19 protein-coding genes are annotated in these 16,862 nt (G+C 68.4%); 13 read left to right on the top strand and 6 right to left on the bottom strand.

What is annotated here, in order from left to right:
* Nucleotides 1-19 precede the first annotated feature (19 nt).
* From ACE3RX_RS00470 to ACE3RX_RS00450, 5 genes are all read right to left on the bottom strand, one after another.
* Nucleotides 20-799, bottom strand: a complete 780-nt coding sequence (locus ACE3RX_RS00470) for an enoyl-CoA hydratase/isomerase family protein (protein WP_374479167.1) — start codon at nucleotides 797-799, stop codon at nucleotides 20-22.
* 35 nt (nucleotides 800-834) lie between these two features.
* Entirely contained in the window at nucleotides 835-1,617 is a 783-nt protein-coding gene (locus ACE3RX_RS00465) for an SDR family NAD(P)-dependent oxidoreductase (protein ID WP_374479165.1), read from the bottom strand.
* A gap of 98 nt (nucleotides 1,618-1,715) precedes the next feature.
* Nucleotides 1,716-2,420 carry a histidine phosphatase family protein gene (locus ACE3RX_RS00460; protein WP_374479163.1) on the bottom strand — a complete coding sequence of 235 codons (705 nt, stop codon included), beginning with the start codon at nucleotides 2,418-2,420 and terminating at the stop codon, nucleotides 1,716-1,718.
* A 121-nt stretch (nucleotides 2,421-2,541) separates the two neighbouring features.
* On the bottom strand, nucleotides 2,542-3,393 hold the full coding sequence (locus ACE3RX_RS00455) for a 3-hydroxybutyryl-CoA dehydrogenase (protein ID WP_374479161.1): 852 nt from the start codon (nucleotides 3,391-3,393) through the stop codon (nucleotides 2,542-2,544).
* Nucleotides 3,394-3,431: 38 nt separating this feature from the next.
* Nucleotides 3,432-4,616: an acetyl-CoA C-acyltransferase family protein gene (locus ACE3RX_RS00450; protein ID WP_374479159.1), complete on the bottom strand. Its 1,185-nt coding sequence runs from the start codon at nucleotides 4,614-4,616 to the stop codon at nucleotides 3,432-3,434.
* Between the two features lie 509 nt (nucleotides 4,617-5,125).
* On the opposite strand from ACE3RX_RS00450, the gene ACE3RX_RS00445 reads away from it, so the two are divergent.
* The 13 genes from ACE3RX_RS00445 to ruvB all read left to right on the top strand — a co-directional run bounded on the left by ACE3RX_RS00445 (nucleotide 5,126) and on the right by ruvB (nucleotide 16,220).
* Nucleotides 5,126-6,250 carry an NAD(P) transhydrogenase subunit alpha gene (locus ACE3RX_RS00445; RefSeq protein ID WP_374479157.1) on the top strand — a complete coding sequence of 375 codons (1,125 nt, stop codon included), beginning with the start codon at nucleotides 5,126-5,128 and terminating at the stop codon, nucleotides 6,248-6,250.
* 14 nt (nucleotides 6,251-6,264) lie between these two features.
* Entirely contained in the window at nucleotides 6,265-6,561 is a 297-nt protein-coding gene (locus ACE3RX_RS00440) for an NAD(P) transhydrogenase subunit alpha (protein ID WP_079435238.1), read from the top strand.
* Nucleotides 6,558-7,946 (top strand): NAD(P)(+) transhydrogenase (Re/Si-specific) subunit beta, encoded by a 1,389-nt coding sequence (locus ACE3RX_RS00435; RefSeq protein WP_374479154.1) that lies wholly within the window; start codon nucleotides 6,558-6,560, stop codon nucleotides 7,944-7,946. Before ACE3RX_RS00440 ends, ACE3RX_RS00435 begins: the two co-directional genes overlap by 4 nt.
* A 33-nt stretch (nucleotides 7,947-7,979) precedes the next feature.
* Nucleotides 7,980-9,050: a phosphotransferase family protein gene (locus ACE3RX_RS00430; protein ID WP_374479152.1), complete on the top strand. Its 1,071-nt coding sequence runs from the start codon at nucleotides 7,980-7,982 to the stop codon at nucleotides 9,048-9,050.
* Nucleotides 9,043-9,417, top strand: coding sequence for a DUF6285 domain-containing protein (locus tag ACE3RX_RS00425; protein ID WP_374479150.1), 375 nt, complete (start codon nucleotides 9,043-9,045; stop codon nucleotides 9,415-9,417). Before ACE3RX_RS00430 ends, ACE3RX_RS00425 begins: the two co-directional genes overlap by 8 nt.
* A gap of 14 nt (nucleotides 9,418-9,431) precedes the next feature.
* Nucleotides 9,432-10,604, top strand: coding sequence for an acyl-CoA dehydrogenase family protein (locus ACE3RX_RS00420; protein WP_374479148.1), 1,173 nt, complete (start codon nucleotides 9,432-9,434; stop codon nucleotides 10,602-10,604).
* 117 nt (nucleotides 10,605-10,721) lie between these two features.
* Nucleotides 10,722-11,690 (top strand): prenyltransferase, encoded by a 969-nt coding sequence (locus tag ACE3RX_RS00415; RefSeq protein ID WP_374479146.1) that lies wholly within the window; start codon nucleotides 10,722-10,724, stop codon nucleotides 11,688-11,690.
* Nucleotides 11,687-12,373, top strand: coding sequence for an HAD family hydrolase (locus ACE3RX_RS00410; protein WP_374479144.1), 687 nt, complete (start codon nucleotides 11,687-11,689; stop codon nucleotides 12,371-12,373). Before ACE3RX_RS00415 ends, ACE3RX_RS00410 begins: the two co-directional genes overlap by 4 nt.
* Nucleotides 12,373-12,714, top strand: a complete 342-nt coding sequence (locus ACE3RX_RS00405; protein ID WP_374479142.1) for a hypothetical protein — start codon at nucleotides 12,373-12,375, stop codon at nucleotides 12,712-12,714. The genes ACE3RX_RS00410 and ACE3RX_RS00405 overlap by 1 nt, the downstream gene beginning before the upstream one ends.
* Nucleotides 12,711-13,322 (top strand): glutathione S-transferase family protein, encoded by a 612-nt coding sequence (locus ACE3RX_RS00400; protein WP_374479140.1) that lies wholly within the window; start codon nucleotides 12,711-12,713, stop codon nucleotides 13,320-13,322. Before ACE3RX_RS00405 ends, ACE3RX_RS00400 begins: the two co-directional genes overlap by 4 nt.
* Nucleotides 13,323-13,355: 33 nt before the next feature.
* Complete coding sequence (gene ruvA, locus ACE3RX_RS00395) at nucleotides 13,356-13,946, top strand: Holliday junction branch migration protein RuvA (RefSeq protein WP_374479138.1); 591 nt, start codon at nucleotides 13,356-13,358, stop codon at nucleotides 13,944-13,946.
* 121 nt (nucleotides 13,947-14,067) lie between these two features.
* A complete protein-coding gene (locus tag ACE3RX_RS00390; RefSeq protein ID WP_374479136.1) occupies nucleotides 14,068-15,147 on the top strand; it encodes an AI-2E family transporter in 1,080 nt (359 codons plus the stop codon).
* On the top strand, nucleotides 15,144-16,220 hold the full coding sequence (gene ruvB, locus ACE3RX_RS00385) for a Holliday junction branch migration DNA helicase RuvB (RefSeq protein WP_374479134.1): 1,077 nt from the start codon (nucleotides 15,144-15,146) through the stop codon (nucleotides 16,218-16,220). The genes ACE3RX_RS00390 and ruvB overlap by 4 nt, the downstream gene beginning before the upstream one ends.
* On the opposite strand, the gene ACE3RX_RS00380 is transcribed toward ruvB, so the two are convergent.
* On the bottom strand, nucleotides 16,217-16,747 hold the full coding sequence (locus ACE3RX_RS00380; RefSeq protein ID WP_374479132.1) for a hypothetical protein: 531 nt from the start codon (nucleotides 16,745-16,747) through the stop codon (nucleotides 16,217-16,219). The genes ruvB and ACE3RX_RS00380 overlap by 4 nt on opposite strands.
* Between the last annotated feature and the right edge of the window lie 115 nt (nucleotides 16,748-16,862).

Raw genomic sequence — 16,862 nt, 5'->3', positions numbered from 1 at the left:
GGCGTGGGGTGGCGGCGGCTCAGCGGCCGGTGTAGGTGGCCGGGCGCTTTTCGAGGAAGGCGTTGACCCCTTCCTTGAAATCTTCCGTGGCCGCGCAGGTGGCGAAGCCCTGGCGCTCGGCGTCCAACTGGCCGGCGAAATCCCGTTCGATGGAGCGGCGCATCAGCTGCTTGAGGGTGCCCTGGGCGATCGGCGCGCCGGCGGCCAGGCGGCGGGCCAGCTTGTCGGTTTCCGCGGTCAGCTGGTCGGCCGCCACGACGCGGCTCACCAGGCCCAGGCGCTGGGCTTCGGCGGCGTCGATGGGGTCGGACAGCAGCGCGATCTCCAGCGCCTTGTGCAGGCCGACGGTGCGCGGCAGGCTCCACGAGGCGCCGAGGTCGCAGCACGTGCCCAGATTGACGTAGGCGAAGTTGAAGCGGGTGGTGTCGGCGGCGACGACCAGGTCGCAGGCCAGCGCCATGCTCATGCCGGCGCCGGCCACCGGGCCCTGGATGCTGGCGATCACCGGCGCGCGCAGGTTGGCGATGATCTGCATGCTCTCGTTGAGCGGCGCGATCAGCGTGTTCGGCACCGCTGCCGGGTCGTCGCGGAACTGGGCGATGTCGCCGCCGGCCATGAATGAGCGGCCTTCGCCGCTGAGGATCAGCACCCGCAGTGCCGGGTCGTCCTGCAGGCGGCGCAGGGCGGCCAGCAGGGCCTGGGCGGTGGCGGTGTCGATGGCGTTGAGAACCTTCGGGCGGTTGAAGTGCAGGCGGTGGATGCCGCCGTCGCGGCTTTCGATGATCGGGCTGTCGCTCATGCTGTGGTCTCCTGTTGTCGTTGTCGAAAGGCTTTTTACATCGGCAGCTGCGGGCCGGCGGTGACGGTGACGCCGCCGTCCACCACCAGGCCGTGGCCGGTGATGAAATCGGCTTCGTCGCTGGCCAGCAGCAGCGCGGCGCGGGCGATGTCTTCGGGGCGGCCGAGGCGCTTGACGGCGGCGGCCTGCTCCCACTGGGCGCGGACTTCGGGCACGGCGAAGAGGCCGGCCGTCATGTTGGTCTCGATGGCGCCGGGCAGCAGGTAGTTGGCAGTGATGCCGAAGCGGCCGACTTCCTTGGCGATGGTCTTGGTCAGGCCGGCGACGGCGTGCTTGGAGGCTGAGTAGGCGCCGCAGCTGTGATCGGTGAAGTGGGCGAGGATCGAGCCGGTGTTGATGATGCGTCCGCGGCCGGTGCTCTTGGCGCGTTCGATCAGCACCGGGATGGCGTGGCGGCAGCTGCGCATCACGGCATGGACGTTCACCTCGAAGGCCCGCGCCCAGTCCTCGTCGGGCATCGCGGATACCGGCGAGACCGGCACGACGCCGGCGTTGTTGAAGAGAATGTCGAGGCCACCGAATTTCTCCAGCGCCAGCGCGACCATACGCTGCGGTGCGTCGGCGGCGGTGACGTCCACCGCCAGCGCGGCGATGCGCGGCTGGTCGGCGTAGATGCTGAGGATGGCCGATTCGGGCCGGTCCACGGCCACTACCGCGGCGCCTTCGGCGGCGAACAGTTCGACGGTGGCGCGGCCGATGCCGGAGGCAGCGCCGGTGATGATGGCCACGCGGCCGGCCAGGCGTTGGGATGTGCTCATGCTGTTGTCTCGCTCCTTGTGGATGTACTTAGCCTCTGAAACAGGTCGGGCTGTTTTTCTGTGATCTTACCTGCGCGTCGCGAGACGCGCCTCGTCCGTCAGTGCGCGCGGAAGCGGCGATAGATCTTCTCCATCACCATCAGCGGGTCATCGGCACGCAGTGGGTCGTAGGGGGCGATGTTCACGGCGCGCAGCCAGGCGCGCTGCACGCGGCCGTCGGCCACGTCGAGCTCGATGATGTTGATGCACGCCGGGTCCTGCTCGATGGCGCGGATGGCGGGGAGGCCGGCGCCGGTGACGTGGGTCAGCAGCACGCGGTTGACGCCGTCGTGGGCGACGACGAGGGCGGTGGCCCAGTCATCACGGGCAACCAGGTCGTCCCAGGCGGCGTGTACGCGGCTCGCCAGGTCCTGCCAGCGTTCGCCGCGGATGAAGGCGCCGTCGGGATCGCCGGCGGTCTCGTAAGCGTAGCCGATCTCCTTTTCCTGTTCGTCCGGCGGAATCTCGCGCAGGCGGCCGGCGCGGACTTCCTTCAGGCGCGGCTCCTCGTCCAGCGGCAGGGCGCGCTCGCCGAGCACGATGCGGGCGGTCTCTACGGTGCGGGTCAGGCCCGAGCAGACGGCCAGGTCGAAGGGAATGTCGGCCAGCAGTGCGGCGCTGGCGGTGGCCTGTTCGCGGCCGCGGGGGGTGAGCGGGACGGTGCGCGGGTCGAGGGGCGTGCCGTCGGCGCTGAAATAGCTGACTTCCGCGTGGCGCATCAGGTAGATGCGGCGGCGGTGGGTGGTGCCGGGTAGGGCGGGCATGGGCAGGCTCCGGTGTGCCGGCGGGCCGTAGCCCACCGGCAGGTAAGCGGCCCGCCGGGGCCGGAATATGTGGCTGACCGGCACCGGCAGGTGAGGGCGCCTGAGGCGCCCTCGAGGACGATCAGTCGTACTTGTAGAAGCCCTGGCCGCTCTTGCGGCCCAGGTAGCCGGCATCCACCATTTCCTTCAGCAGCGGGGCCGGACGGTACTTCGGATCGTTGAAGCCGTCGTAGAAGACTTCCATCACCGCCAGCATGGTGTCCAGGCCGATCAGGTCGGCGAGGGCCAGCGGGCCGATCGGCTGGTTGCAGCCGAGCTTCATGCCGGCGTCGATGTCCTCGGCGGTGGCGAGGCCTTCCTGCAGCGCGAAGATCGCTTCGTTGATCATCGGGCACAGGATGCGGTTCACCACGAAGCCCGGGCTGTTCTTGGCGGTGATCGGGGTCTTGCCGATGGCGGTGGCGAACGCCTGCGCGGCGGCCAGCGTCGCGTCGGAGGTCTGCAGGCCGCGGATCAGCTCGACCAGGGCCATCATCGGCACCGGGTTGAAGAAGTGCATGCCGATGAAGCGCTCCGGCGAGGAGACGGTGGCGGCCAGCTTGGTGATGGAGATGGACGAAGTGTTGGTGGCGATCAGCGTGGTGGCCGGCACGATCCCGTCGATTTCCTTGAGGATGCGCAGCTTGAGACCTTCGTTCTCGGTGGCGGCCTCGATGACCAGCTCGGTGGCGGCCAGGTCGGCGTAGGCGGTGGTGCCACGGATGCGGGCCAGCGCGGCGTCCTTGTCGGCGGTGCTGATCTTTTCCTTCTTGACCATCCGGTCGAGGCTGCTGGCGACGGTCTTGACGCCGCGCTCGACGGCCTCGGTGGAGATGTCCACCATCACCACGTTGATGCCGGCCAGTGCACAGACCTGCGCGATGCCGTTGCCCATGGTACCGGCGCCGATCACGCCGATGTTTTGAATTGCCATGCTGTTGCTCCTGTTTGCTTAGTTTTTTAAAGACTTTTTTAAACGCGTTCGAAGATGGCGGCGATCCCCTGTCCGCCACCGATGCACATGGTCACCAGGGCATAACGGCCCCCCGTGCGGTGGAGCTCGTAGATGGCCTTGGTGGTGATGATGGCCCCGGTCGCCCCCACCGGATGCCCCAGGGAGATCCCTGAGCCGTTGGGATTGACGCGGGCCGGATCGAGGTCCAGTTCCCGTGTCACGGCGCAGGCCTGGGCCGCGAAAGCCTCGTTGGACTCGACGACGTCCAGATCTGCGACGGACAGCCCGGTGCGCTGGAGCACCAGGCGGGTGGCGGGAACGGGGCCGATGCCCATGTACAGCGGTTCGACGCCGGCGTGAGCATACCCGACAAGTCGGGCCAGCGGCTTGAGACCGAGGGCCGCCGCACGCTTGGCCTCGGCCAGCACCACCGCCGCGCCACCGTCGTTGAGGCCGGAGGCATTACCCGGCGTGACGCTGCCGTCCTTCTGGAAGACGGCCTTCATCTTGGCCAGGGCTTCCAGCGTGACGTCCGGGCGCACGTGCTCGTCGGTGTCGAAGAGCGCGGTGCCCTTGCGGGTCTTCACCTCCACCGCGGCGATCTGTTCGCGGAAGCGTCCTTCGGCGATGGCGCGGGCGGCGCGCTGCTGGCTTTCCAGTGCCAGCGCGTCCTGCATCTCGCGGGTGATGCCGTAGCGGGCGGCGACGTTCTCGGCGGTGATGCCCATGTGCACCTTCTGCCACGGGTCGTGGAGGATGCCGTTCATGTAGTCGAGGACCGGCGCGTCGCCCATGCGGGCGCCCCAGCGCAGGGTCGGGATGATGTAGGGGCCGCGGCTCATGGATTCGGCGCCGCCGCCGATCGCGATGTCGGTGTCACCGAGCAGGATGGCTTGTGCCGCCGACACGATGGCCTGCAGGCCCGAGCCGCACAGGCGGTTGACGTTGAAGGCGGGGGTTTCCTGCGGGATGCCCGCGTCGATCGCGGCGACGCGGCTCAGGTAGGCGTCGCGGGGCTCGGTGGGCACCACGTTGCCCATCACCACGTGGCCTACCTCGCGGGGATCGACGCCGGAACGGGCCAGCGCGGCGCTGACTGCGGTGGTGCCGAGCTGGCAGAGGGGAATGTCCTTGAGGCTGCCGCCGTAGGTGCCAATGGCGGTGCGGGCTGCGCCGACGACGAGGATTTCACGCTGGGTCATGGTTTGCTCTTCCGTATGCGGGTTGGTCTTGGCCGGCGGATGCCGGCGGGGTGGATCGATGGTATCAAACAAACAATCTAGATGGTTTGTTATTTGTGCCGCTCGGGGTGATTGCCTGGCTGGGTGCTCCACAGCCCGGGTGCCTTTCCCCCAGCTGAAGTCATGAGGCAGTAAACCTTAGGGGCGAATTCGCCCCCCACCGGGAAAAGCACAGCGGAAGAGTGTTGCAGTCGCCAGGTGTTGCGGCTGCATCGCCGATCTGCAGAAATTTCGTCGAGGGACTTGGCAGCCGGCCTTTTTGTTCGTAATATAAAAAAACGAACACGACGGTTTGTTTTGTTGTGTGTCGGAAGGTGTGTCTCCCTGCTAGTAAGCGTGACCCTCTCCCTAGCGCTTATGGGCATTTTCACCAGGTTGTCCGCGCCAAGCGCGGCAACCTGGACTTTCTTCCAGAAGAAAGGGGACAGACCGGAACACACGGGAGCATGTCCACACAAGAGAACCGGCAGATGCCTCTGACCATCGGATTTGCAGCAGAAACCCTGCCCGGCGAACGGCGCTTGCCCGTGGTGCCGGACGTGGCCAAGAAATACCAGGGCCTCGGTGCCCGCCTCCTCATGCAGAAGGGTGCCGGCCGGCTCGCCCACTACCGCGACGACAGCTTCACCGACGTGGCCTTCGCCGACAGTGCCGCCGAGACGTATGCCGGCGCCGACATCCTGTGCTGCGTGCAGCCGCCGTCCGCCGAACTGATTTCCACCCTCAAGCCGGGCAGCGTGCTGGTCGGCCTGCTGCAGCCCTGGGGCGATGCGGCCCGCGCCCGCCTGCTGGCCGAGCGCAACATCACCGCCTTCGCGCTGGAATTGCTGCCGCGCATCAGCCGCGCCCAGAGCATGGACGTGCTGTCCAGCCAGGCCGCGGTCACTGGCTACGAATGCGCGCTGATCGCCGCCGACCATTCGCCGCGCTTTTTCCCGATGCTCACCTACGCCGCCGGCACCATCCGCCCGGCCCGCGTGCTGGTCATCGGCGCCGGCGTGGCCGGCCTGCAGGCCATCGCCACCGCCCGCCGCATCGGCGCGATGGTGGAGGCCTACGACGTGCGCCCGGAAACCCGCGAGCAGATCGAATCCCTTGGCGCCAAGTTCGTCGATACCGGCGTGTCGGCGGCCGGCAGCGGCGGCTACGCCCGCGAGCTGACCGCCGAGGAAAAGGCGAAGCAGGCCGAGCGCCTGGCCAAGGCGGTGGCTCAGTGCGATGCGCTGATCACCACTGCGGCGATTCCCGGCAAGAAGGCGCCGGTGATCATCACCGCCGACATGGTGGCGCGCATGAAGCCCGGTGCGGTGGTGGTCGACATGGCCGCCGAGACCGGCGGCAACGTGGAAGGCACGGTGGCCGGCGAGAAGACCTGGGTCGGCGAGGTGCTGATCGTCGGCCCGACCCACATCGCCAGCCGCATGCCGGCCCATGCCTCGGAAATGCTGGCCAAGAACTACTTCAACTTCATCAGCCCCTTCGTCAAGGACGGCGCCGTGGCGCTGGACTGGGACGACGAAGTGATCGCCGGCGCTTGCCTCACCCATGGCGGCGAAGTGCGCCATGCCGGCGTCCGCCAGGCCCTCGGCCTTTGATCCAGGAGAACGCAATGGAAGGTCTGGTCTATCTGTACATCTTCATGCTGGCCGGCTTCACCGGCTACGAAGTGATTTCCCGCGTGCCGGTGATCCTGCACACGCCGCTGATGTCCGGTTCCAACTTCGTGCACGGCGTGGTGCTGGTGGGCGGCATGGTGGCCCTCGGCAGCGCCGATCCGGCCGAGCCGCTGCAACTGGCGATCGGCTTCGCCGCGGTGCTGCTCGGCGCCGCCAACGCGGCTGGCGGCTACGTGGTCACCGAACGCATGCTGGCCATGTTCAAAGGCAAGAAGGAGGGCGCCCAATGAGCGCACAGTTCCCCGTTCTCGGTTTCATCCAGGCCGCCTACTTCGCGGTGGCGGTGGTCTTCATCCTCGGCCTGAAGGCGATGAGCTCGCCGGTCACCGCCCGCCGCGGCGTGGTGTGGGCTGGCTACGCGATGATCGCCGCCACGCTGGTCACCTTCGCGTGGCCGGGCATGCAGAACTTCGGCCTGATGGCGCTGGCCATCGCCTTGGGCACCGTCGTCGCCTGGGTCTCCGGCAAGAAGGTGGCGATGACCGACATGCCGCAGATGGTGGCTATCTACAACGGCATGGGCGGCGGCGCTGCGGCGGCCATCGCGGCGCTGGAGTTCGCCCGCGGCGAGGTGCATGGCGGCGTGGCGACCACGCTGGCGGTGTGCGGCGCACTGATTGGCTCGGTGGCCTTTTCCGGCTCCTGCGTGGCTTTCGCCAAGCTGCAGGGCATCATGAAGAAGGCCTGGCGCCTGCCGGCCCAGAATGCCGCCAACGTGCTGCTGGCGCTGGCCGCGGTGGCCCTCGGCTACCTGATCGTCGCCGCCGACACCCCGGCGCCGGAGCATGTGCTGGGTTTCTTCGCGTTGGCCTTGGCCCTCGGTGTGGTGCTGACGGTGCCGATCGGCGGCGCCGACATGCCGGTGGTGATTTCCCTGCTCAACGCCTTCACCGGCCTGGCCGTGGGCATGGAGGGCTATGTGCTCGGCAACCCGGCGCTGATCGTCGCCGGCATCGTGGTCGGCGCCTCCGGCACCCTGCTGACCCAGTTGATGGCCAAGGCCATGAACCGGCCGATCTCCAACGTGATCTTCACTCCGATCTCCGGCGCGGCGTCTGGCGGCGAGGCCGTCGAGGGCGAGCAGAAGGAGGTCGGTGCGATGGATGCCGCCGCGGTGATGCGCTACGCCTCCAAGGTCATCATCGTGCCGGGCTACGGCATGGCGGTGGCCGGCGCCCAGCACAAGGTGTGGGAGATGACCGAGCTGCTGGAGGAGGCCGGTGTAGACGTCAGCTTCGCGATCCACCCGGTGGCGGGCCGCATGCCGGGCCACATGAACGTGCTGCTGGCCGAGGCGGGCGTGCCCTACGACAAGATCTTCGACCTGGAAGAGATCAACGGTGACTTCCCGCAGGCTGATGTGGCCCTGGTGATCGGCGCCAACGACGTGGTGAACCCGTCGGCGCGCACCGACAAGTCCAGCCCGATCTACGGCATGCCGATCCTCAACGCCGATCTCGCCCAGAACGTCATCGTCGTCAAGCGCGGCAAGGGTACCGGCTACTCGGGCATCGAGAACGCGCTGTTCTACAAGGACAACACCCGCCTGCTGTACGGCTCGGCCCAGCAGGCCATCGGCGAGGTCATCCAGCACGTCAAGGCGCTGTCGGTGTAGGCGCCACACCCATAACAAAGGAGAGGACAGACAGTGGACGCGAAAACGGAAACGACCGGGCAGCCTGACATCGCCGGCTTTGCCGCCGCCTTCCTGCAGCAGGAAGCCGGTGCCGCGGCGGTGGAGGTGCTCGGCTGCAAGCGCCTCGGCGGTGGGGCGATCCAGGAGAACCTGCTGCTCGACGTAATGATCCGCGGCGGCGACTGGGACGGCCGACACGAGCTGGTGCTGCGTACCGACTCCCCATCGGGCCTGGCGGTGAGCCTCGGCCGCGCCGAGGAGTTTGCGGTGCTGAAGGTGGCTTTCGCCGCCGGCGTGACGGTGCCCGAGCCCCTGTGGCTGTACCGGGATAGCGGCGCCCCCGGCGGGCTGGGCAAAGACTTCTACCTGATGCGCAAGGCTGAAGGCTCCGCCGCCGCCCGCCCGCTGGTGCGCGGCGAGCTGTCCGCCGAGGCTCGGGATGCGCTGCTGGCCGAGCTGGGCGCCGAATTGGCACGCCTGCATGTGGTACGCCCGCCGGTCGCCGGGCTTGACTTCCTGCCGCTGCCGGACGGCACGCCGGCCCTGTCGCGAGTGAAGGAATACCGGTGCCTGATCGACGCCATCGGCCGGCCCCAGCCTACCCTCGAATGGGCGCTGCGCTGGCTGGAGCTGAACGCCCCGGCACGCACCGAGGTCACGCTGACCCATGGTGACTTCCGCACCGGCAACTACATGGTCGCCGACGGCCACCTGTCGGCGGTGCTCGACTGGGAGTTCGCCGGCTGGAGCGACCCGCTGGAGGACATCGGCTGGCTGTGCGCGCGCTGCTGGCGCTTCGGTGCGTGGGAGCACGAAGTCGGCGGCATCGGCGGCACCGCCGCGCTGGCCCGTGGTTATGCGGCGGTGGCCGGCCAGCCCTTCGATCTCGACCTGCTGCCCTACTGGAAGGTGATGGGCACGATGCGCTGGGCGGTGATCGCGCTGATGCAGGCCGAACGCCACTTGTCCGGCGAGCAGCCCTCGCTGGAGCTGGCACTGACCGGCCGCATGCTGCCGGAGATCGAGCTCGACCTGATCCAGGAAATCCAGACCATCGAAGAGGAGCGCGCCCGCCATGCGTAACCTGCCCGACGCCGCCGACCTGTTGAAGACCGCCCGCGACGGCCTGCTCAATGGCTTGTTGCCCCACCTGCCCAAGGAACACCACTACACCGCGCTGATGGCCGCCAACGCGCTGGCCATCGCGCTGCGCGAGATCCAGTCCGACGCCGGCCATGCGCAGGCTGAAGCCACGCTGCTGCACAAGTTGTATGGCAGCGCCGCCGCCAGCGAAGGCGTCGACGCGTTCGCCACCCGCCTGGCCAGCGACCTGCGCACGGGCCGCTTCGATGCGCGTCTGCCGGAAGTCGGCAGCCTGCTGCTGGCCGAGGTGAGTGCCCGGCTGCGCGTCTCGAATCCCAAATACCTCAAGCAGGCCGGCCTCGCCTGAACCGGAGATACCTCATGAACTTCGACATCCCGGCCGATCTCAAGGCCCTGCAGGACAAGACCCGGCGCTTCATCGCCGAGGAAATCATCCCCTACGAGAAGGATCCCCGCGTCACCGCCCACGGCCCCAGCGAGGACTTGCGCAACGAACTGGTTGCCAGGGTCAAGGCCGCCGGTCTGCTTACGCCCCACGCGTCCATCGAGCTGGGCGGATTGGGGCTGGACCATTTCGCCAAGGCCATCGTCTTCGAGGAGGCTGGTTATTCGACCCTCGGCCCGACCGCGCTGAACATCGCCGCGCCGGACGAGGGCAACATCCACCTGATGGAGGTCGTCGCCACGCCAGCCCAGAAGGACCGCTGGCTGAAGCCCCAGGTGGAAGGGAAGATCCGCTCCTGCTTCTGCATGACCGAGCCCGATCCGGGCGCCGGCGCCGATCCGTCGATGCTGCAGACCACCGCGGTGAAGGATGGCGACCACTACGTGATCAACGGCCGCAAGTGGTTCATCACCGGCGCCACCGGCGCCAGCTACGCGATCATCATGGCCAAGATGGAGGATGGCAGCGCGACGATGTTCCTGTCCGACATGGACCGGCCGGGCATCACCGTCGAGCGCAGCATGGACGCGCTGGATGCCTGTTTCACCGGCGGCCACGGCGTGGTGCGCTTCGACAACCTGCGCGTGCCGGCCGGCGACGTGCTCGGCGAGATCGGGCAGGGCTTCCGCTACGCCCAGGTGCGCCTGGCGCCGGCGCGCCTGACCCACTGCATGCGCTGGCTCGGCCAGGCCCGCCGCGCCCACGACGTGGCCACCGCCTACGCACGCAAGCGCCAGGCATTCGGCAAGGCGCTCGGCGAGCACGAGGGCGTCGGCTTCATGCTCGCCGACAACGAGATGGACCTGCACACCGCGCGCCTGGCCATCTGGCATTGCGCGTGGGTGCTCGACCAGGGTGGCAAGGGGAAGAACGAGTCGAGCATGGCCAAGGTGATCTGCTCCGAGGCCGAATGGCGGGTCGTCGATCGCTGCGTGCAGATCCTCGGCGGCCAGGGCGTCACCGCCGAGACCATCGTCGCGCGGATTTGGTCCGACATGCGTGCCTTCCGCATCTACGATGGCCCGTCGGAAGTGCACCGCTGGAGCCTGGCGCGGCACATCCTGAAGGAGCCCAAGGCGGCCCGCTAGGCGGTCCCGCCGGCGCCCGGCTGCCGATCACCGGCGGCCGGGCGCCGGGGCGCGTGCGCTTGACCACCGGCGCGGCGCGCCGCAGCATTGCACGGTTTTCCACCGCCGTCCGTGCCGATGCCGTCCCCTGTCCATCCTGCCGAACCCGCGCCGGCCCTGCGCGCCAGCCCCATGCTGGCGGCTCTGCTGGCCACCCGCCCGGCCTTCCTCGGGGTGACCCTGTTCGCCTGCCTGATCGGGCTGGCGGTGGCCCATGGCAGCGGCGTCGCCATCGACGGCTTGAAGGCCGGGCTGACGATCTTCTTCGCCCTCGTTGCCCACGCCGGCATCAACGTCCTCAACGACTACTACGACGCGAAGAGTGGCGCCGATGCGGCCAATGAGGAGCGCCTGTTCCCTTTCACCGGCGGCAGCCGCTTCATCCAGAACGGCGTGCTGTCTGAGGTCGAGGCTGGGCGCCTGGGCTTCGGCCTGCTCGCCGCGGTGGTGCCGGCCGGGCTGTGGCTGGCCTGGGCGTCGGCGCCAGGGCTGATCCTGATCGGCCTCGCAGGCCTCTTCCTCGGTTGGGCCTACACCGCGCCGCCGCTGGCGCTGGTATGCCGCGGGCTGGGCGAACTGGCCGTTGCGGCGGGCTGGCTGATCGTGGTGATCGGCAGCGACTTCGTGCAGCGCGGCGCCTTTTCACTGCTGCCGGTCATCGCTGGCTTGTCCTACGCGCTACTGGTGGCGGCGATCCTGTTCATCAATGAATTCCCTGACCGGCGCGGTGACGAGGCGGCCGGCAAGCGCACGCTGGTGGTCCGCCTCGGGCCGCACACCGCCAAATGGGCCTATCTGGGCCTGGTACTGCTGGCCTATGGCTGGCTTGTGCTGATGGTCGGGCAGAACGTGCTGCCGCGGGGTGCTGCCGCCGCGGCATTGACATTGATCTTCTCCTTCCGCGCCGCGCGCTACCTGCTGGCCCACGCCGGCGAGCCGGCCGAGCTGGTGCCGGCCCTCAAGCTGACCATCGTTGCCGCCAACCTGCACGGCCTGGCGCTTGCCGCCACGCTGGCCTTCGGGCGCTGGCCGGGAGCCCTGTCATGAGTCTCGAACTGCCCTTCGCCGCCGCGGACATCCACGGCATCATCTTCGACATGGATGGCCTGCTGCTCGACAGCGAGCGTGTGGCACTCGCCACCGTCGCCGCGGCGGCCGCCGAGCTGGGGCTGGAATGGCGCGCCGAAGTGGGGCTGGCGATGGTCGGCCTCAACTCGCAGGACGGCCCGAAGGTGATCCGCTACCACCTCGGCGAGAACTATCCCGTAGCCGACCTCTACGAGGCCTTCGGGCGCATCTACGAGGCGGCCATCGCCGCGGGCAGCATTCCGCTGAAGGGCGGCGTGGTCGAGCTGTTCGACGTGCTCGACGGCCTGTCCCTCGGTCGCGTGGTGGCCACCTCGACGCGCCGTTCCCGCGCCGAACCCAAGCTGGCGGCGGTGGGCCTGCTGCCGCGGGTGCACGGCATGGTGTGCGGTGACGAGGTGAGCCGCGGCAAGCCGGCGCCGGACATCTTTGTGGCAGCGGCCGCGCGCCTCGGCGTGCCGGTGGCGAACTGCCTGGTGCTGGAGGACTCCAATGCAGGCGTGCGTGGGGCGCTGGCGGCCGGCACGCGGGTGGTGATGGTGCCCGACCTGCTGCAGCCCGCCGACGACGTGCTGGCGGCCGGCGTGCCGGTGGCGGCCAGCCTCCATGACATCGCCGGTTTTCTGGAGGGAAGGAGCGGCTGATGCGTCGAATCCTGTGGCTGGCAGCCTGCCTGCTGGCCTCACCGGTGCTCGCCGAGGAGGCGGGCTCGAGCGCCTTCTGCCTGTTTCCGCTGCCGTCCGACAGCGGGGTGCAGCGCTGGATCAACCTCGGCATCGTGCAGTACGTGGACGTCCGGCCCGACGAGGTCCGGATCTATTTCGGTGGCGGCAACCTGGGCAGTGGCCATGAGGCGCGCATCCCGGCGAAGGGGCACGAGGAGGCCGACGCGCTCCTCGCCCGCCTGCGCCATGCAGCGGCCGTCTGTGCCAGGTCCAATTCAGTCAACCCGGCCAGTTCGGCCAACCCGGGAGGAACTCCGTGAAACTCATCGGCATGCTGGATTCACCCTTCGTACGGCGCACCTACATCACCGCCCGGATGCTCGGCATCCCCTTCGAGCACCAGTCCCTGTCGGTTTTCCGCAACTTCGACGAATTCCACGCGATCAACCCGCTCGTCAAGGCCCCGACCCTGGTCTTCGACGACGGTGAGGTGATGGTGGACAGCACCCACATCATTGCCTGGCTGGAGCGCATCGCACCGCCCGGCAAGAGCCTGATGCCGTCCGACGCCGCCGGCCTGCGACGCTGCCTGCAGCTCACCGGCCTGGGTCTGGCAGCGGCGGAGAAGAGCGTGCAGCGAGTCTATGAGACCCAGGTGCGCCCGAAGGATTGCCGTGACCCGGACTGGCTGCGCCGCGTCGAAGGGCAGATCCGCGACACCTACAGGGTGCTCGAACAGCACGTCGGTGATGCCGACTGGCTGTGCGGCGCGCGGCCGACCCAGGCCGACATCAGCGTGGCGGTGGCCTGGCGTTTCACGCATTATTCGGCCCCCGGCCTCGTCGCCGACAGTGACTATCCGGCCCTCGCCGCGCTGGCCGCCAACGCCGAGGCCCTGCCGGCCTTCATGGCGGCCGACTACAGCTAAGCCCTTAGTAACACCTTTTCCCCGCGAGATTCGATGATTGGACGCATCACCGGCCGCCTGGCCGAAAAGAACCCGCCGCAGATCCTGGTCGACGTGAATGGCGTCGGCTACGAACTGGAAGTGCCGATGAGCACCTTCTACGGCCTGCCTGCCACCGGCCAGAACGTGAGCCTGTCCACCCACATGGCGGTGCGCGAGGACGGCCATTTCCTGTACGGCTTCGCCACCGAGGACGAGCGGGCCGCCTTCCGCCAGCTGCTCAAGGTCGCCGGCATCGGCGCGCGCACCGCGCTGGCGGTGCTGTCCGGCCTGTCTGTGGTGGACCTGGCCCAGGCGGTGGCGCTGCAGGAGAGCGGGCGCCTGGTGAAGATCCCCGGCATCGGCAAGAAGACCGCCGAGCGCCTGCTGCTGGAACTGCGTGACAAGCTCGCCAAGGCCCTGCCGGCGGTGGCTGGCAGTGTCGCCGCCAGCCTGCCCGGTGATGATCGGGCCGATATCGTCAATGCGCTGCTGGCCCTCGGCTACAACGAGAAGGAGGCCCTCGGTGCGGTCAAGAACCTGCCGGAGGGTATCGGCGTCTCAGACGGCATCCGCCAGGCTCTGAAGGGCTTGTCGAAGGCCTGACGGCGCACGGCGGGCTGGGCCGCGTCAGCCCGGCCCGCGGCGGGCAGCGCTGTGCGGCAGGGCAGGTGGCACTGTTTAAAAGATCAGGGATAATCCTCTCCATTCCATCCGAGAACAGCCCATGACACCCCGACGCACTGCCCAGCTGGCCATCACCGCCGTGCTGATCCTCGGCTGCGCCTTCGTGCTCAGCCCCTTCTTCGCGGCCATCCTGTTCGCCGGCACGGTGTGCGTGACTACCTGGCCCCTGTATCAGGCCCTGCATCGGCGCCTCGGGCGCCGCGATGGGCTGGCGGCGCTGACGATGACCCTGCTGCTGACCGCGGTGCTTCTGGTGCCGATGGTCGGCCTGGCCGCCTCGCTGACCGATTCGGCGATCACGCTGGTCGATTACGTGCGGGGCCTCATCGAGCAATCCGATGGCAAGCCGCCCCACTGGCTGCGCGACATCCCGCTGGTCGGCGCCGACATCGACGCCTATGTGCGCAAGCTGGCCCACAGTCAGGCCGAGGTGCGCAAGCTGGCGCTGGAGGCCATCGAGCCGGCCCGCAAGTTCGCACTGGGCCTTGGCGGGATGGTCGGCCAGGGCCTGCTGCAGATCTCGCTGGTGCTGTTCATCGGCTTCTTCCTGTATCGGGATGGGGCGCGCATCGAGGCCCAGCTGGAGGTTGGAGCGGCGCGTCTGGGCGGCCCGGTGTGGGGCGACCTGCTGCACCTGGCCGGCAGCACCGTCAAGGCAGTGATGATCGGCATCGTCGGCACCGCCGCGGCCCAGGCCCTGGTGGCGCTGGTGGGATTCCTGGTGGCCGGTGTGCCGGGGGCGCTGCTGCTCGCCGCGGGAGTGTTCTTCCTGTCGCTGGTGCCGATCGGGCCGCCGCTGATCTGGGGTGGTGCGGCCTTCTGGCTGTACCAGCAGGGGGAAAGCGGTTGGGCGATCTTCATGGTGCTGTGGGGCTTGCTGGCGATCAGCTCGGTGGACAACTTCCTTAAGCCGATCCTGATCAGCCGTACGTCCAGCCTGCCGATCCTGCTGATTGCCCTCGGCGCCTTCGGTGGCGTGCTGGCCTTCGGCTTCATCGGCATCTTCCTCGGCCCAACCTTCCTGGCCCTCGGTCAGGCCTTGTTCACCAGCTGGACCGTCAGCCGTCCGGCCGAGACGCCGGCGGATGAACTCGCAGAGGCCCCGGAGGGCCGTTCATGATCCACACCGACGACATCAAGGGCGGTCAGCCCGATCCTTCCGCCCGCCTGATCACCGCCCAGCGCGCCAGCAACCAGGAGGAGGCGCTGGAGCGTGCACTGCGCCCCAAGCGCCTCGACGACTACGTGGGCCAGCAGAAGATCCGCGACCAGCTGGACATCTTCATCGAAGCTGCCAAGCGGCGCAGCGAAGCGCTGGACCATGTGTTGCTGTTCGGCCCGCCGGGCCTCGGCAAGACCACGCTGGCCCACATCGTGGCGGCAGAGATGGGCGTCAACCTGCGCCAGACCTCGGGCCCGGTGCTGGAGCGTGCCGGCGACCTGGCGGCGCTGCTGACCAACCTCGAACCCCACGACGTGCTGTTCATCGACGAGATCCACCGCCTGAGCCCGGTGGTGGAGGAGATCCTCTACCCGGCGCTGGAGGACTTCCAGATCGACATCATGATCGGCGAAGGCCCGGCGGCCCGCTCGGTGAAGCTCGACCTGCCGCCGTTCACGCTTGTCGGTGCGACGACCCGCGCCGGCATGCTGACCAATCCGCTACGCGACCGCTTCGGCATCGTCGCCCGCCTCGAGTTCTATACGCCGCAGGAGCTGTCCTACATCGTCAGCCGCTCGGCCGGCCTGCTCGATGTGGAGATCGAGGATACCGGGGCCTTCGAGATCGCTCGTCGGGCGCGCGGCACGCCGCGCATCGCCAACCGCCTGCTGCGCCGGGTGCGCGACTACGCCGAGGTGCGCGCCGACGGCCGCATCACCGCCGGGGTGGCGGATGCGGCGTTGACCATGCTGGACGTGGACCACTTGGGCCTCGACCTGATGGACCGCAAGTTGCTGGGGGCGATGCTCGAGAAGTTCGGCGGCGGCCCGGTAGGCCTGGACAACCTGGCGGCGGCGATCGGCGAATCGTCCGACACCATCGAGGACGTGCTGGAACCCTACCTCATTCAGCAGGGCTACCTGCAGCGTACGCCGCGGGGCCGCATGGCCACCGCGTCGATCTGGCAGCACTTCGGGCTGCTGCCGCCCGGCGCGGCGGGCAGCGGCAGTCTGTGGGAGGGAGATGCCTAGGCGTCGGACGTACCCAGGGCGGTGTGTACCCGCTCGGCGGTGCTCAGGAAATCGTCGAGGTTGTCCTGATCGAGGGGCTGTACATACAGGTTGGCAGCCTTGGCGGTGATCGTCAGGCCGCCTTTCTGGTCCCGGGAGATCCAGCCCTGCTGGATCAGGTTGCTGACCTTGCGGCGTACGGTCTCCCGCGGAATGCCGGTAGACGAGCTGATCGAGAAGGCGTTGCAGGGGCGCAGCGGCAGGTGGCGGAAATCATCGTCGGCGGTACTGCGGATGATGGACGTCAGGGTTTGGTCGTCCAGTCCGAGGCCGCCGATGTTGTAGAGGCCCACTTCGCCGAGCACGATCGGCAGCAGCAGGTCACCGTCGAAGGCGGCGTACAGGCGCACCAGGTAGCGTAGGTTGTAGCGGGACAGCAGGAGGGCGGCGGCGCGTCGGTCGGGACCTGCGAGGGCCCCGTCATCGCTCGCCATGGGGGTGGCGAGGAAAACAGACTCGCGGGAGCCAGGGGGCAAGGGGGTGTCCATCGGTAGCTCCATCGGGGTAATCAATCGGAATGCTGAAACACAATTTAACCTTTAGAAGGCTTGAGCATACACACCTCTTGCCATTCGCATGCCGAAGAACTACCCGTTCTGGGTT

Source organism: Zoogloea sp., from assembly GCF_041914405.1.
Taxonomy (GTDB): domain Bacteria; phylum Pseudomonadota; class Gammaproteobacteria; order Burkholderiales; family Rhodocyclaceae; genus Zoogloea.
The sequence above is the reverse complement of the archived record's forward strand: the minus strand, read 5'-3'. Positions and strand labels throughout refer to the sequence as shown.

Excerpts from the sequence above, each read along its gene's own strand:
- ACE3RX_RS00470 (WP_374479167.1), bottom strand. The coding sequence starts at position 799 with ATGAGCGACAGCCCGATCATCGAAAGCCGCGACGGCGGCATCCACCGC.
- ACE3RX_RS00465 (WP_374479165.1), bottom strand. The coding sequence starts at position 1,617 with ATGAGCACATCCCAACGCCTGGCCGGCCGCGTGGCCATCATCACCGGC.
- ACE3RX_RS00460 (WP_374479163.1), bottom strand. The coding sequence starts at position 2,420 with ATGCCCGCCCTACCCGGCACCACCCACCGCCGCCGCATCTACCTGATG.
- ACE3RX_RS00455 (WP_374479161.1), bottom strand. The coding sequence starts at position 3,393 with ATGGCAATTCAAAACATCGGCGTGATCGGCGCCGGTACCATGGGCAAC.
- ACE3RX_RS00450 (WP_374479159.1), bottom strand. The coding sequence starts at position 4,616 with ATGACCCAGCGTGAAATCCTCGTCGTCGGCGCAGCCCGCACCGCCATT.
- ACE3RX_RS00445 (WP_374479157.1), top strand. The coding sequence starts at position 5,126 with ATGCCTCTGACCATCGGATTTGCAGCAGAAACCCTGCCCGGCGAACGG.
- ACE3RX_RS00440 (WP_079435238.1), top strand. The coding sequence starts at position 6,265 with ATGGAAGGTCTGGTCTATCTGTACATCTTCATGCTGGCCGGCTTCACC.
- ACE3RX_RS00435 (WP_374479154.1), top strand. The coding sequence starts at position 6,558 with ATGAGCGCACAGTTCCCCGTTCTCGGTTTCATCCAGGCCGCCTACTTC.
- ACE3RX_RS00425 (WP_374479150.1), top strand. The coding sequence starts at position 9,043 with ATGCGTAACCTGCCCGACGCCGCCGACCTGTTGAAGACCGCCCGCGAC.
- ACE3RX_RS00420 (WP_374479148.1), top strand. The coding sequence starts at position 9,432 with ATGAACTTCGACATCCCGGCCGATCTCAAGGCCCTGCAGGACAAGACC.
- ACE3RX_RS00415 (WP_374479146.1), top strand. The coding sequence starts at position 10,722 with ATGCCGTCCCCTGTCCATCCTGCCGAACCCGCGCCGGCCCTGCGCGCC.
- ACE3RX_RS00410 (WP_374479144.1), top strand. The coding sequence starts at position 11,687 with ATGAGTCTCGAACTGCCCTTCGCCGCCGCGGACATCCACGGCATCATC.
- ACE3RX_RS00405 (WP_374479142.1), top strand. The coding sequence starts at position 12,373 with ATGCGTCGAATCCTGTGGCTGGCAGCCTGCCTGCTGGCCTCACCGGTG.
- ruvA (WP_374479138.1), top strand. The coding sequence starts at position 13,356 with ATGATTGGACGCATCACCGGCCGCCTGGCCGAAAAGAACCCGCCGCAG.
- ACE3RX_RS00390 (WP_374479136.1), top strand. The coding sequence starts at position 14,068 with ATGACACCCCGACGCACTGCCCAGCTGGCCATCACCGCCGTGCTGATC.
- ruvB (WP_374479134.1), top strand. The coding sequence starts at position 15,144 with ATGATCCACACCGACGACATCAAGGGCGGTCAGCCCGATCCTTCCGCC.
- ACE3RX_RS00380 (WP_374479132.1), bottom strand. The coding sequence starts at position 16,747 with ATGGACACCCCCTTGCCCCCTGGCTCCCGCGAGTCTGTTTTCCTCGCC.